The following is a 14,633-nucleotide window of genomic DNA, read 5'->3' on the forward strand; positions in this document are numbered from 1 at the left end:
GCTCCTTTCATGTGTGCTGCCGCCCGCACTCATGGCGGAGGTCCCGCCGCGTCCGCCGGTCTTCGATCGAGGCTCGCGGGGGTGTTTCGGCACCCGAGAACCACTACCGAGGACCAGACTGACACCCGGCTGGGCGGCAACTGTTCTGCATTGTTATGAAGTTGTCATCCGACAGTTTAGCCGTCGGGGCGCGAGATGGGCGGATTCGACGCGGCGCCCCCTGCCGCCTTGCCACAATGAGGCATGTCCACACCGTTGCCCCCGCCCCTCGTCGAGGCGGCCATCACCACTGCGCGACGATGGGCTGACGAGGCCCGTCGCCACCCCGAACCACGAACGGCCACCCTGCTGGGTGACGCCTTGAAGGACCCGGGAGGGCTGCGCTTCACGCTGGACTTCGTCGACGGCGTGCTGAGGCCCGAGGACCCTGCCGTCGCGGCGCGCAACCTGGCGGAGATCGCCCGGCGCCCCGCGCGCTTCCTCCCGTCACCGCTGCGGCTGGGGATGCGCGCGGTGGCCCCCCTGGCACGGCCCGCGCTCGGCGTGGTGCGCCGCGGCTTCGCGGCGGTCGTGGGCGACCTCGTCGTCGACTTCGGCCGGTCGCTCGGCCCCGCGCTGGCCCGCCTGCGCAGGGGCGGCGCCGACCTCAACGTGAACCTGCTCGGCGAGGCGGTGCTGGGTGAGCGGCACACCGCCAGCCGGTTGCGCCGCACGATGGAACTGGTCGAGCGCGACGACGTCGACTACGTGTCGATCAAGGTCTCCTCGGTGCTCGGCCCGCACGCCCCCTTCGCGCACCGCGCCACCGTCGACGAGGCCGTGGCCAGGCTCCGGCCGCTGTTCACCCTCGCCAGGGAGCGCGAGACGTTCGTCAACCTCGACATGGAGGAGTACCGCGACCTGCACCTCACCCTCGACGTGTTCCGCGCCCTCCTCTCCGAACCTGCGCTGCGCGGCGTCCGCGCCGGGGTGGCGGTCCAGACGTACCTGAAGGAGTCGCTGCTGCTGTTGGCCGAACTCGACGACCTGGCCCGTGACCACGTGGCTGCAGGGGGCCACCCCGTCAAGGTCCGCCTGGTGAAGGGCGCCAACCTGGCGATGGAGCGCGTGGGCGCCGAACTGCGGGGCTGGGACAACCCGATCTGGGGCTCCAAGGAGGAGACCGACGCCAGCTACCTGCGCGCACTCGACTTCTGCCTCACCCCGGAGCGCACGCAGCGCCTGCACACCGGGGCCGCCAGCCACAACGTCTACACCCTCGCCGCGGCCTGGGAGATGGCCAGGGCCCGCGGCGTCACCGATGCGCTCGACATCGAGATGCTCTCGGGGATGGCCAGCCCGTTGCAGCGGGTGCTGCTCGACGAGGTGGGCCGGCTGCGCCTCTACGTGCCGGTCGTCCCGCGCGCCGAGTACGACGCGGCCATCGCCTACCTCGTGCGGCGCCTCGAGGAGAACGCCGCCCCCGAGAACTTCATGTCCGGCGCCGTGGGGCTGGGGCACGACCCGGACTTCCTCGACCTGGAGGAGTCGCGCTTCCGCGCCGCCCTCACCCACGTCACCGACCCCACGCCAGGCAGCTGGGCAACCCAGGAGCGACGCCCGGCCACCAACGGGTTCGCCAACGCGCAGGACACCAACCCCGCGCTCCTGGCCAACCAGCACTGGGCGGCGGCGATCCACGACCGGCTGCCGGCGCCCGAACTGGGACGCCGGATCCTCGAGGACCACCTCGTCGACGACGACGCGGCGGTCGACGCCCTGCTGGAACGCGGCCGGGCCGCCGGCGAGGCCTGGGCCGCCCGGCCCCTGGCTGAACGGGTGGCCGCGCTCCACCGGCTGGCCACCGAGCTGGAGGCGTTGCGGGCCGACCTCATCGCGGTGGCTGGCGACGAGGTGGGCAAGCTGATCGACCAGGCCGACGTCGAGGTGTCCGAGGCGGTCGACTTCGCCAACTACTACGCCTTCCTCGCGCAGGAACAGGTGCAGGGCGCCGAGCACGTGCCGCCCTGCCTCACGACGGTGGCTCCCCCGTGGAACTTCCCGATCGCGATCCCGCTGGGTGGGGTCGCCGCTGCGCTCGCCGCCGGTTCCGCCGCCATCCTCAAGCCCGCCCCACCAGCCCGCCGCACGGCCGCGCTGCTCGCGGAGGGGTGCTGGCGCGCCGGCCTGCCGGCAGACCTGGTGCAGCTGGCGATCGTGGACGACGGCCCCGTCAGCAAGCGGCTGATCACCGATCCCCGAGTCGACCTCGTGGTCCTCACCGGGGCGGCGGAGACGGCGGAGTTGTTCCGGTCCTGGCGCCCGTCGCTGCCGCTGCTGGCGGAGACCTCAGGCAAGAACGCGCTGGTCATCACGCCGTCGGCCGACCTCGATTTGGCGGCCGCCGACCTCGCGAACTCCGCCTTCGGCCACGCCGGCCAGAAGTGCTCGGCGGCCTCCCTGGGCATCCTCGTGGGCTCTGTGGCACGCTCCAGGCGGTTCCGCAGCCAGCTGCTCGACGCGGTGCGCTCCCTCAAGGTGGCGTGGCCGACGGCACCGGCCGCGCAGATGGGCCCCCTCACCGAGCCGGCCGGCGACAAGCTCCTGAGGGGACTGACCCGGCTGGAGCCCGGGCAGCGCTGGCTGCTCGAGCCCAGGCAGCTGGACGGCCGCCTGTGGCGCCCCGGCATCCGCGACGGCGTGCTCCCGGGCAGCGAGTACCACCGGGTGGAGTACTTCGGGCCGGTGCTCGGGCTGATGGCAGCGCGCGACCTCGACGAGGCCATCGCCTGGCAGAACGGCACCGAGTTCGGGCTCACCGCCGGCCTGCACAGCCTCGACCCGGACGAGGTCTCGCACTGGATCGAGCGCGTCGAAGCCGGCAACGCGTACGTGAACCGCTCGATCACGGGTGCCATCGTGCGGCGCCAACCGTTCGGGGGCTGGAAGCGGTCGGCCGTCGGCGCGGGCGGCAAGGCCGGCGGCCCCAACTACCTGATGGCCTTCGGGCGCTGGCACGCCCACCCCTCCGAGGCTGCAGGTTCGCCGCCCCACCATGCCGTGTCGACCCCGGCACTGGCGCGGCTGCTGCGGGCCGCCGAGGACATCGAGGGCGTCGACCTCGGCGCGCTGGGGGCCGCCGTCGCCTCCGACGAGGAGGCCGCCAGGACCGTCTTCGGCGTGCCGCACGACCCGTCCGCGCTCACCGTCGAGGTCAACGCGCTGCGCTACCGGCCGGTGCCCGTGACGGTGCGCGTGGAGGACGCCGAGCTGACCGCGGTGCTGCGTGAGGCATCGGCAGCGTTGGCCGCCGGCTCCCCCGCGACGTTCTCGTTCGACGCGGACTCCCCCGCCGCATCGGCGCTCAGCGGCGCCGGGTTCGCCGTCGAGACGCGGGCGGCCGCCGACTTCGACCGCGCGGCCAGGGGGCGCGTCCGGCTCCTGGGGTCCCGCGACCTGCTCGCCGCGGTAGGCGGGTCGATCGACGTGAGCGTGTACGACGGCGCCACGATGCTGCCGGGACGGCTGGCCCTGCTGCCCTACGTGCGGGAGCAGGCGGTGTCGATCACCAACCACCGCTTCGGTCACCCCACCCACGTGGTGCGCCCCTGACGACCGAGGAGCAGCCCGGGAACGCAGAAGGGGCCGCCAAGCGAACTGCTTGGCGGCCCCCTCCGGGTGGATTCAGCGACGCAGGCCGAGGCGTGCGATCAGCGCACGGTAGTGCTCGATGTCCTGCTTGGCCACGTAGTTGAGCAGACGGCGGCGCTGGCCGACCATCAGCATCAGGCCACGACGGCTGTGGTGATCGCCCTTGTGCTCCTTGAGGTGCTCGGTGAGGTGAGCAATCCGCTTGGTCAGCAGAGCGATCTGCACATCGGGCGAACCGGTGTCGCCAGGCGTGGTCGCGTACTCTTCGATGATCTTCTTCTTCGTATCAGCGTCCATGTGGGACTCCTCTCGGTTCGCTGCACGGCGCCCCAGCTGCGGGTGCTGTCGGGGCTCTTACGAGGCCGTGGCCGATCTACGGCAACCGAGCTACCTTAGCACCGCTCCCGCGTGAGAAACTAATCCGTACAGGGCGCCCAGCCCTGGCCCCCGGCAGTGCCGCCCCCATCGTCGCGCTAGGGTGGAGGGGTCGTCACGATCGCAAAGGAGCCCTCATGGCCGTCACCGTACGCCGAGTCGAAGCAGCAGACCTGGAGTACCTGCGCGAGCACGAGGCGCGCCCCGAGCTGGGCCTGGTCGACGAACTGTTCGCCGCCCAGGAGGCCGGCGACCTGATCTTCGCCGTCGCCATCGACGACGGCACGCCGGTCGGCACTGCGGTGCTGGATCTGAAGTCCGAGGAGATCCCCCCGGAACTGCGCAACATGTGGGTCTACCCGCACGCCCGCCGTCGGGGCGCCGGCCGGGCGCTCAGTTCGTGGCTCGAGGACCAGGCCCGTGAGGCGAACTACGACGCCGTGTTCCTCGCGGTCGACCCCAACAACGAGAAGGCCGTGCCGCTGTACGTCTCGCTCGAGTACCACCCCACCGGCGAGCACATCTTCGTCGAGGAGCACACCGAGCAGCAGGTCGAGGAGGGCGTCGAGGCCAGCACGCACTACGCCATCTACAAGAAGTCGCTCACCGCGCGCTGACCGACGGCGACACTGGCAGACCCCGGAGCCCGGCCCCTGCGGTCCTCAACTATGGTTGACCGAACCGGATGCATCGACACGACAGGGGGATGACAGGGAGATGGCGCGCCCGAGGGTTCACGACGAGGCACTCGCTGAGGTCCTCCTGGAGGAGGCGACCAGGATCGTCGGCCTCGAGGGTCCGGAATCCCTCAGCCTGCGCCGGATCACGCATTCCGCCGGTACGTCCACCTCGGCGATCTACTCGCTCTACGGCTCGCGCGACGCCCTGCTCGACGCCGTCTACCAACGGGCCATCACCAGCTTCGCGCAGGCCACCGTCGTCCGCGCGACTGACCGGCCGCTGGTGGACCTCTTCACGATGGGCTTGCTCTACCGCCGCTGGGCGCTGAAACACACCCACATGTACCCCGTGATGTTCGGCCGTCGGCACGCCGACTCCCCCGCCGAGATCCGCGAGCGCACCCGCCCGACCGTCGAGCCGCTGCTCGAGTGCGTCGGGCGCTGCATCGAGGCGAACCTCCTCCGCGGCGACCCGCACGAGATCGTCACGCACCTGTGGGCCACGGTGCACGGCTTCGTCGCGTTGGAGCTCGACGGGCTCATGACGCATTCGCTGCTGGCCGACGCCAGCGAGGACCGCGGGCCCGCGTTCGAGACGCTGCTGCGGGCCTCCGTCTGCTACTGGCGCGTCTGACCCAGGGCGCTGCGGGTCGCCTCGACGTCTGCGCCCATCTGTTCGATGAGGGCCTCGATGCCGTCGAAGCGCACCTGGCCGCGCAGCCGGTCGACGAAGTCGACGGCGATCTCCGAGCCGTAGAGCTCCAGGTCCGTGCGGTCCAGGACGTAGCTCTCCACCCGCCGGTCGGAGCCGTCGAACGTGGGGTTGGTGCCCACCGAGATGGCCGCCGGCATGGGCTCGGCCCCCGGCTGGTCCAGCACGGTGACCCACCCGGCGTACACCCCGTCTGCGGGCACCGCCATGTCACGCGGCACGGTGAGGTTCGCAGTGGGGTAGCCCAGTTCTCGCCCGCGCTGGTCCCCCACGACCACGACGCCACGGAACCGGAACGGCCGGCCCAGGTGCTGGGCCGCCGTGGCGACGTCACCCTCGCCCAGCAGCGACCGGATGCTCGTGGAGCACGACACCTCGTCGTCGACGGTGGTCAAGGGCAGGGGCAGCACCTCGAAGCGGCCCTCCCCCAGTTCAGCCAGCGTGCTCACGTCCCCGGAGGCCCGGTGGCCGAAGCGGAAGTTCTCACCCACCACGACACGGACGGGGTGGAGGGGCGCCAGGAAGCGCTCGACGAACTCGGCGGGCGAGAGGTTGGCGACCTCCTCGTTGAACTGGATCACGCGCACCTCGTGGGCACCGGCCTGCTTGAGCAGGTCGATGCGCGAGCGGAGGTCGCTCAGGAGCTTGGGCGCCTTGTCCGGGCGCAGCACCGTCACCGGGTGCGGCCAGAAGGTCAGGACCACCAGCGGATGGGCGACGTCTCGGGTGGCCTCGGCGAGCACCTGTTGGTGCCCGGTGTGCACGCCGTCGAAGTTGCCGATCACGACCACGGATTCAGTCACGGGAGTCTCCACATCGCCTAAATCTGGCACGCTCACACCAACACCGCAACCGGCCTGGAGCCATCCCCGTCCGGTTGGTAGAGCGCCAGCAGGTCTCCGTCGGGGCCGATCACACCGGTGGGGTTGGCCGGCACGGGCCGCTGGAGGGGGCGGCCGTAGCCGACGTCGCGGGCCTCGTCCTCGGTGAGCTCGACCACCGGGAAGCTGAGCCGAGCGGCCTGCGCCATGCTCATGAGGGCGGGCGCCTCGTCGCCCAGCGGCACGGCGTCGTCGATCGAGTAACCACCGATGCGCGTGCGACGCAGGGCCGTCAGGTGGCCGCCCACGCCGAGCGCCTCGCCCAGGTCTCGGGCGATCGCGCGGATGTAGGTGCCCGACGAGCACTCCACGTCGATGTCGACGTCGAGGTACGTGCCCGACGGCCGCACGCCGAGGACGTCCAGCCGGGCCACGGTCACGGGCCGGGCGGGGAGTTCGACCGACTCGCCCGCGCGGACGCGGGCATGGGCCCGCTTCCCGTCCACCTTGATGGCGGAGACGGCGCTGGGCCGTTGCAGGATGTCACCCCGCAGCGGCACGAGCGCAGCCTCGAGCTGTTCGCGGGTCACGACGGAGGCGTCCGCGACGTCGGTGAGGTCGCCGTCGGCGTCATCGCTGTGCGAGGACTGGCCCAGCCGCACGGTGGCCAGGTACCGCTTGTCGTGCAGGGCCAGGTGGCCCAGCAGGCGGGTGGCGCGGTTGACGCCGAGGATCAGCACGCCCGTGGCCATCGGGTCGAGCGTGCCGGCGTGGCCGATCTTCCGGGTGCCCAGGAGACGGCGCAACCGGCCGACCACTTGGTGCGAGGTGACCCCCGACTCCTTGTCGATGATCACCACGCCCGAGGTGGCGGCCGGTTGTGCGTTGCTCACTCTTCGTCGGCGGCTTCGTCCGAGGCCTCGCGCGGCTTGCGGTAGGGGTCCGCCTCGCCGGCGAACTCCTTGCCCGCAGCAGCGGCGGCCGCGGCCGCGTCGCTGGCCTGCACCTGGGCCAGGAGGTCCTCGATGTGCCGCGCCGAGTCCGGCGTGGCGTCGAGGACGAACTCCAGCGTGGGCGTGAACTTCATGCCCAACTGCTGGCCCACGGTGGAGCGCAGCATGCCCTTGGCCGATTCCAGCGCCGCGGCGCTGCCCGCACGGTCCTCGTCGTCGCCGAGCACGGTGTAGAAGGCGGTGGCCTCCCGGTTGTCGCCGGTCAGCCGCACCTCCGTGATCGTGACGAAGCCCAGACGGGGGTCCTTCACACGCCGGTCGATCGTCGAGGCCAGGATGACCTTGATCTGGTCGGCGAGCTTGGCGTTACGGGGTCCGACCATCACTCACGCTCCACTTCCACCATCTCGAACGTCTCGATGACGTCACCGATCTTGATGTCGCTGTAGGTGAGCGTGATGCCGCACTCGAAGCCCTCGCGGACCTCAGTGGCGTCGTCCTTCTCACGGCGCAGCGACGCGATCGACGTCTCCGAGATGACCACGCCGTCGCGCAGCAGGCGGGCCTTGGCGTTGCGCTTGATGGTGCCGTCGGTGACCATGCAACCGGCGATGTTGCCGAACTTGGAGGAACGGAAGACCTCGCGGATCTCCGCCTGGCCTCGCACCTCCTCCTTGTAGATCGGCTTGAGCATGCCCTTGAGCGCGGCCTCGATCTCGTCGATGGCCGAGTAGATCACCGAGTAGAAGCGGATGTCGACGTTCTCGCGGTCCGCCATCTGGGCTGCGTGCGGCGTGGGCCGCACGTTGAAGCCGATGATGACGGCCTTGGACGCCGCGGCCAGCGACACGTTGGTCTCGGTGATGGCACCGACACCGCGGTCGATGACACGCAGCGAGACCTCTTCGCCGACCTCGATGCCGCTGAGCGCGTCCTCGAGGGCCTCCACCGAACCGGCGCCGTCGCCCTTGAGGATGAGCAGCAGTTCCTGCGTCTCGCCCTTCTCGAGCTGCTCGAACAGCTGGTCGAGCGTCTTGCGACGGCCGGACTTGGCCTGCTGGGCGGCGCGCATGCGTGCCTCACGCTTGTCGGCGATCTGGCGGGCCATGCGGTCGTCGTCGACGACCAGGAAGTTGTCGCCTGCGCCGGGGACCGACGTCAGGCCGAGCACCTGGACGGGCATCGACGGCGGGGCCTCGGTGAGGTTCTCACCCTGGTCGTTGATCAGCGCACGGACGCGGCCGTGTGCCGAGCCCGCGACGATCGAGTCGCCGATGCGCAGCGTGCCGCGGTGCACCAGGACGGTGGCCACGGGGCCGCGGCCCTTGTCGAGGTGCGCTTCGATCGCGACGCCCTGGGCCGGCATGTCCGGGTTGGCGCGCAGGTCGAGCGCGGCATCCGCGGTCAGCACGATGGCCTCGAGCAGTTCCGGCAGGCCCTGGCGGGTGGCGGCGGACACGTCGACGAACTGGGTGTCGCCGCCGTACTCCTCCGGCACCAGGCCGAACTCGGACAGCTGGCCACGAACGCGCGTGGGGTCAGCGGTCTCCTTGTCGATCTTGTTGACGGCCACGACGATCGGGACGTCGGCAGCCTGGGCGTGGTTGAGCGCCTCGATGGTCTGCGGCATCACGCCGTCGTCGGCAGCCACCACGAGCACCGCGATGTCGGTCGACTTGGCACCACGGGCACGCATGGCGGTGAACGCCTCGTGACCGGGGGTGTCGATGAACGTGATGCGGCGGTCCTGGTCGTCGACCTCGGTCTCGACCTGGTAGGCGCCGATGGCCTGGGTGATGCCACCGGCCTCACCCGCCACGACGTTGGCGTGGCGCAGCGAGTCGAGCAGGCGGGTCTTGCCGTGGTCGACGTGGCCCATGACGGTCACGACCGGCGGGCGGGCCTCCAGGTCGTCCTCGTCGCCGAGGTCCTCGCCGAACTCCAGGTCGAAGCTCTCGAGCAGCTCGCGGTCCTCGTCCTCGGGCGAGACGACCTCGATGTTGTAGTCGAGCTCGGCGCCCAACACCTCGAGCGTGTCGTCGGCGACCGACTGCGTGGCGGTCACCATCTCACCCAGGTGGAACAGCACCTGCACGAGCGAGGCCGCGTCCACGCCGATCTTCTCGGCGAGGTCCGTCAGCGAGGCGCCACGACGGAGGCGGACGGTCTGGCCGTCGCCCTTGCGGACGCGCACGCCGCCGATCGCCGGCGCCTCCATCTGGTCGAACTCTTGCCTGCGCTGCTTCTTCGACTTGCGACGGCGGCCTGCGCCACCGCCACGACCGAAGGCACCCTGCGTGCCGCCACGGCCGCGGCCTGCGCCACCACCGCGACCGCCACCGCCGCCGGGGCCACCGCCCATCGGGCCGGAGCCGAACGCCGGAGCGCCGCCGCCAGCACCCGGACGACCCGGAGCGCCTGCGCCGGGACGACCACGGCCGGGGCCACCGGCAGCACCGCGACCGCGGCCGCCTGCGCGCCCGAGCGTCGGGTTCGCCTGCTTCGGCATCATGGCGGGGTTGGGGCGGGGCATGCCGGGAAGGCCGCCCGTGCCGCCGGGACGCGGCATCGAGGGCAGGCCGCCGGTGCCACCCGGACGCGGGGCGCCGCCCTCACGACGCGGTGCGCCGTCGGGACGAGGGCGACGCTGCTGCGTGCCCATGCCCTGTGCGGGAGCGAACGGGTTGTTGCCGGGCCGCGGCGCGGCGGGCTTGCGCGGGCCGGGAGCCGGGGCCTGGGGACGCGGTGCGGGGGCACCGGGCTTGGGTGCGCCGGGGCGCGCCGCCGGGGGGGCCGGCTGCTTCGGGGCAGCGGGTGCCCCTGGCCTGGCGGCCGGGGCGCCGGGCTTCGGCGCGGCCGACGGAAGCTTGGGGCCGGGCGTCGGACGCGGTGCGGCCTGGGGACGTGCGGGCGCGGGCGGCGCATCGGTCACCGCGGGTGCCGACGGGTCGGGCGCGCCGGGGGTGGCGACGGGGACGTCGGGGTGCGACTCGACGACGGGGGCCGGAGCCTCCGCCTTCGGTGCGGGCTTGGACTGCTTGGCCGGGGCCGCATCTCCGCCCTTGGCGGAGAACGCCTCCCGGACGCGGCGCACTACGGGCGCTTCCAACGTCGAGGACGGGCCGCGAACGTATTCACCGTTCTCGCCCAGCCAGGTCAGCAGTTCCTTGCTGGTCTTTCCAATTTCCTTGGCGATCTCGTGGACGCGAGGCTTTGCCACTACTCTCCTTCAGCGGCCCGACCTCCAAGGCGCGGACCTAGTTGTGTTTGGTCATCGTTGGGTACTCATCGAGTGGTCATCAGCTTCCAGCCCACCTTCTGGTTGTCGCCCTTCCGGGCGTGGAACGATGTGGCCGCGCACTGCGCAGGCCGCCCACCATCATAACGCGCCTGCCCCGCCGCTTCCACTTCGGGCGATGGCCTCACGCGCGGCCGGGTCGAGCTCGGCCCCCGGACCGAACGTCCGGCGGATGGCGTGGCGGCGTTCTGCCAACTCGAGGCACCGGGCATGCAGGTAGGCGCCCCGGCCCGGCAGGCGCGGCGCGGTGCCGTCGAGCACGGTGGTGTCTCGGCGCACGAGCCGGACGAGTGCATCCTGGTCGTCGACGGCGCGGCACCCGATGCAGGTGCGTTGGGGGGTCACGGCGCCCAGCCTAGTGCCACTTCGCAGCGCTCCCCCAGCCGGCGCACAGCCGCACCACAGCCGCGCGCGGGAGCGTGGGGGCAGCGGGCAACAGCGCCCGCCGCCACCACGAAGGGATCACCCATGAACAAGACCATCGCCGCAGTGTCCGCGGCAGCCATGGCGGCCGGCTTCGGCCTGGGCGCCGCCACGCTCGCCAACGCCGAGACGCCCACCCCCACCGCGTCGCCAACGGCCTCCGCCGACGACACGGCAGCCCCCTCACAACAGGATGACACCGGGCGCGGACGGGCCTGGGACGAGCGCGGCCCCGGCGGCCACCACCGCGGTGGCATGCACGGCATGGGCGGCTTGGGGGGCATGGACCTCTCGGCACTGGCGGAGAAGCTGGGGGTCGAGGAGGCCGCGCTGGCCGACGCGCTGGACGAGGCCATGGACGCCGTCCGCGACGGCGACTCCGGCACCCCCGAGGAACGCCAGGAAGCGCTTGCCGAGGCGCTGGCGTCGGAGCTCGGCATCGACCGGGCCACGGTCGACGACGCACTCGACGAGTTGCGCACGCAGTTCGAGGCCGAACGCGCCGCCGACGCACAGGAGGTGCTCGACCAGGCCGTCACCGACGGCACCCTGACGCAGACCGAGGCCGACGCCGTGCAGAAGGCCATCGAGGCAGGCATCGTCGGGGTCCGCGGCGGACACCGCTGAGGGCACCGCACCGCGCGCCGGGGGGTCATTCCCCCGGCGCGTACCAGCGTTCCGCGTCGAGGTACCAGCCCACCGCGATCTCGCGCCGACTCTCCATCCAGTCCTCGTCGGCCTCCTCCACGATGTCGTTGCGCTCGAACGGGTCCACGCTCACGTCGAAGACCTCGTCGCGGCGGTCGCCGAAGTGGTGGATCAGCTTGCGGTCGCCGTCGAGCACCGCCGTGCACCGACCGCGCACCCAGCAGCTCACCACGACCGGCCCCTGGGGTTCGCCGCTGTACAGCGACGGTCGGTAGTCGACGTCCGTGGCGAGGTCGAAGCCCAGTGCGTCGACCGCCGTGGGGAGGAGCGCCAACTGGTTCGCCGGCCCCTCGATGAGCTCGGGTCCCCGCTGCGGGTCGTGGATCATCATCGGGATCCGGATGCCCTCTTCGTAGATCGTGTTGTCGTGCTGGTAGAGCTGGTGCTCGCCGAAGCCCTCCCCGTGGTCGCCGGTGATCACGAACACGGTGTCCTCGTAGAGGCCCAGTTCCTTGAACATCTCGATGACGTTGCCGACGAACCGGTCCTGCACGTGCACGCTGTTGAGGTACTTGTTCAGCAGCGGCTGGTCGACGAAGTCGATGGGTTCGTAGCCCTGCAACTTGTAGTCGTGGTGGGCCGTGACCGTCAGCATGCTGAGCAGGAACGGCCCGTCCTGGGTGCTGAGCCAGCGACGCGCTGGCTCGAGCATGATGTCGTCCTCGTAGCCGAAGTAGTTGGCCTTGTTGAAGCCCGTCTTGTCCATCCGGTCCACCGGCGTGAACTTGTGGAAGCCGAGGTTGGCCACGGTGTCGCGGCGCCGCTCGAAGTGCTCCGTGGCCGACTGGAAGAAGGCAGTGTCGTAGCCCTGCTCGGCCAGCAGTTCGGGGATGCAGCGCTGCGGCAGCCCGTCCTCGCTCGCCTCGCTGTTGTCGCTGTCCGGGGGCGGCGCCATGCCGCAGTGGATCGACACCAGGGACTTCGACGTGTGCGGCAGCACTGTGTAGCCCCGCTCGGGCCGCACGCTCTGCTCGGCCAGGGCGTCGAGCACCGGCGTCACGGGCTGCCTGGTCTCCGGGAGCGTGGACGTGGCGCGCTGCGACTCGAGCGTGATGATCACCAGGTTGCGCGGCTCCACGCCGGCGCGTGGCACGAGGCGCGTGCGGTCCGGGTCGGGCAGCGGGCCCTCGGACGCCAGGGCCTCGGGATAGGCCGCCGCCTCGCGCAGCGGCGAGACGGCCAGCTGCACCGCGGGCGCCAGGGAGAAGGCGGCGGACGCCGTCGGGGCGGTCCACGTGGCCGCCAGGAGGAGGATGACCACCCCGGCCAGCCCCAGTCGTCGCACGGCCGGGCCCGCCTCACGCCTGAAGAGTCGCTCGAACGGCCGCCCCAGCAGGAACGGGGCCACCAGCGCCCAGGCGACGACGCCGCTCAGCAACGCGATGAACGACGGCGTGACCTGCGAGCCGAGCAGGCCCGACATCGCCTCGGCCTCGCGCACCGCGAGGGAGATCTGCGAGAGCGTCAGGGGGTTGCCGGTGCGCATCGCGTAGGCGTGGTTGAGCACCATGAAGGCACCGACGACAGCGGTGGCGAGTTGGGCCAGCAGGACGACGACCGTTCGTCGCCGGGACTTGCGCACGTACAGCAGCACGACCGCCCACAGGAGGCACCAGAACAGGCCGAACGCGATGTCGGAGGAGGTCTTGGCAGCCGTCTCGGCGAGGCCGGCACGGGGGAAGAACCGGTCGATGCGGACAATCTTGAGCCAGACGCCGAGCACGGCGAAGGGAACCACGAGGACGGCCAGCCGTCCCCATGGCTTCCGTTCGCCTGATGAACGGGACGTGAACGCACGGTGAACAGTCATAGGTTCCGCCATGCTACTTCCCGCCGCCCCCTGCCCCAAAGGCCCGTTACCGGAGCGTGACGGGGCAGAGCCTCAGTAGCGGAAGATGGCCCGCACCGCCGGGGCTGCCTCGTCCGCGGTGACGGCGAGGGCGCCGGAGTTGCGCAGGGTGTGCACGATGACGGCGTCCACCTCGTCGGTCACCAGGCGCGGCTGTCCGTCCGGTGCCGTCGTCGGCCGACGCAGCAGGAGGGTGTCGACGCGCCCCTCCTCCGCGGCCCTGGCGATGTAGGCCACGTCATCGGAGGCCTTGCCGGTGCCGACGAGCTCGTTGTAGCGGTCCGTCAGCGCGGCGTCGTCCTTGCGCAGGGCCTGCTCGGCGATGGGCCAGGCCCTCTCGTGCAGTTCCTCGGCGCTCAGGTGCTCGACGTTGCCGGTGACCATGTCGTCGACGATGTTCTTGCGCGTGCTGATCGCGCGGAACGTCGCCCCGTGCTCGGCGACCCCGGCCAGCACCAACGGCCTGTCGGCTCCCCTGCCCAGCACGTCGTCGACGCCGATGGCCACGCCACGGAACAGCCGCTCGAGCTCTGCCGCCGCGACGTCACGGTCGCCGCCGTGGCCGTGGAAGTTCGCGAAGTCGCCGCCGCGGCTCTGGGCCGAGCTCTGCAACTGGGTCTCGTGGCCATGGGTGGGCACCTCGTCGACGCCCGTCGGGGTGTCGTCGCGGAAGGCCAGTTCGCCGATCGAGTTGCGGGTGCCCTCGAACAGCCGCACGCTGTTGGCCGCGAGCGCCAGGAGGTCGAACGAGCCGCCGACTGCCGACAACGCGCCGGCGAGCGGGGCGAGGCGCGGATGGTCGGCGACACACGCCTCCTCGGGCAGCGACATGGGCAGCCGGAAGGTGCGCAGCAGGCCGGGAGCGGCGTACACCGCCAGGCCGTCTGACTGGCTCAGCCAGAAGGTGCGGTCCTCGACCAGTCGGTGCAGGGCCGCCAGCACCTCCTCGGCCCCTCCCCTGCGCTGGAGTTCGGACTCGGCGAGCTTGACGAGGTTCTGGTACTGGGAGCGCGCGGCGAGCGTCTCCCGACCGGTGCGCTGGGTGGGCAACAGGATGGTCACCCATGGCCCCTGGTTGGTGGTCGCCTGGGCGAGGAAGTCCTCGTCGACGATGTCGAGGTTGGGCAGTTTCCGTTCGGTCATGGGCCTTGCCTTTCGTTGGGGTCCGGTTTCCGTGGAACCTC

12 protein-coding genes are annotated in these 14,633 nt (G+C 71.5%); 4 read left to right on the forward strand and 8 right to left on the reverse strand.

All coding sequences use genetic code 11. The annotated features are described in order from the left end of the window. The first annotated feature begins 243 nt into the window (after positions 1 to 243). Entirely contained in the window at positions 244 to 3,591 is a 3,348-nt protein-coding gene (locus tag ABEA30_RS14050) for a bifunctional proline dehydrogenase/L-glutamate gamma-semialdehyde dehydrogenase (RefSeq protein ID WP_345583912.1), read from the forward strand. A gap of 72 nt (positions 3,592 to 3,663) precedes the next feature. Here the strand turns inward: ABEA30_RS14050 and rpsO are convergent, their stop codons facing one another. Further along, a complete protein-coding gene (gene rpsO, locus ABEA30_RS14055) occupies positions 3,664 to 3,927 on the reverse strand; it encodes a 30S ribosomal protein S15 (protein WP_345583914.1) in 264 nt (87 codons plus the stop codon). A gap of 215 nt (positions 3,928 to 4,142) precedes the next feature. Here rpsO and ABEA30_RS14060 point away from each other — a divergent pair, with 215 nt between their 5' ends. Further along, positions 4,143 to 4,622 (forward strand): GNAT family N-acetyltransferase, encoded by a 480-nt coding sequence (locus ABEA30_RS14060; protein ID WP_345583916.1) that lies wholly within the window; start codon positions 4,143 to 4,145, stop codon positions 4,620 to 4,622. A 100-nt stretch (positions 4,623 to 4,722) separates the two neighbouring features. Next, positions 4,723 to 5,319: a TetR/AcrR family transcriptional regulator gene (locus ABEA30_RS14065; protein WP_345583919.1), complete on the forward strand. Its 597-nt coding sequence runs from the start codon at positions 4,723 to 4,725 to the stop codon at positions 5,317 to 5,319. Here the strand turns inward: ABEA30_RS14065 and ABEA30_RS14070 are convergent. From ABEA30_RS14070 to ABEA30_RS14090, 5 genes are all read right to left on the reverse strand, one after another. Then, entirely contained in the window at positions 5,304 to 6,212 is a 909-nt protein-coding gene (locus tag ABEA30_RS14070; protein WP_386086197.1) for a bifunctional riboflavin kinase/FAD synthetase, read from the reverse strand. The genes ABEA30_RS14065 and ABEA30_RS14070 overlap by 16 nt on opposite strands. A gap of 20 nt (positions 6,213 to 6,232) precedes the next feature. Next, complete coding sequence (gene truB / locus ABEA30_RS14075) at positions 6,233 to 7,111, reverse strand: tRNA pseudouridine(55) synthase TruB (RefSeq protein WP_345583923.1); 879 nt, start codon at positions 7,109 to 7,111, stop codon at positions 6,233 to 6,235. Further along, entirely contained in the window at positions 7,108 to 7,554 is a 447-nt protein-coding gene (rbfA, locus tag ABEA30_RS14080) for a 30S ribosome-binding factor RbfA (RefSeq protein WP_345583925.1), read from the reverse strand. The genes truB and rbfA overlap by 4 nt, the downstream gene beginning before the upstream one ends. Next, positions 7,554 to 10,391 carry a translation initiation factor IF-2 gene (gene infB / locus ABEA30_RS14085; protein WP_345583927.1) on the reverse strand — a complete coding sequence of 946 codons (2,838 nt, stop codon included), beginning with the start codon at positions 10,389 to 10,391 and terminating at the stop codon, positions 7,554 to 7,556. Before infB ends, rbfA begins: the two co-directional genes overlap by 1 nt. Positions 10,392 to 10,550: 159 nt before the next feature. Further along, positions 10,551 to 10,814, reverse strand: a complete 264-nt coding sequence (locus tag ABEA30_RS14090; RefSeq protein WP_345583929.1) for a YlxR family protein — start codon at positions 10,812 to 10,814, stop codon at positions 10,551 to 10,553. 123 nt (positions 10,815 to 10,937) lie between these two features. On the opposite strand from ABEA30_RS14090, the gene ABEA30_RS14095 reads away from it, so the two are divergent. Further along, complete coding sequence (locus tag ABEA30_RS14095; protein WP_345583931.1) at positions 10,938 to 11,519, forward strand: hypothetical protein; 582 nt, start codon at positions 10,938 to 10,940, stop codon at positions 11,517 to 11,519. 25 nt (positions 11,520 to 11,544) lie between these two features. Here ABEA30_RS14095 and ABEA30_RS14100 read toward each other — a convergent pair whose 3' ends face one another. Both ABEA30_RS14100 and ABEA30_RS14105 read right to left on the reverse strand, forming a co-directional pair. Then, a complete protein-coding gene (locus tag ABEA30_RS14100) occupies positions 11,545 to 13,338 on the reverse strand; it encodes an LTA synthase family protein (protein ID WP_345583933.1) in 1,794 nt (597 codons plus the stop codon). 144 nt (positions 13,339 to 13,482) lie between these two features. Beyond that, on the reverse strand, positions 13,483 to 14,592 hold the full coding sequence (locus ABEA30_RS14105; RefSeq protein ID WP_345583935.1) for a baeRF3 domain-containing protein: 1,110 nt from the start codon (positions 14,590 to 14,592) through the stop codon (positions 13,483 to 13,485). Between the last annotated feature and the right edge of the window lie 41 nt (positions 14,593 to 14,633).

Source organism: Tessaracoccus lubricantis (assembly GCF_039544535.1).
GTDB classification, from domain to species: Bacteria; Actinomycetota; Actinomycetes; order Propionibacteriales; family Propionibacteriaceae; genus Arachnia; species Arachnia lubricantis.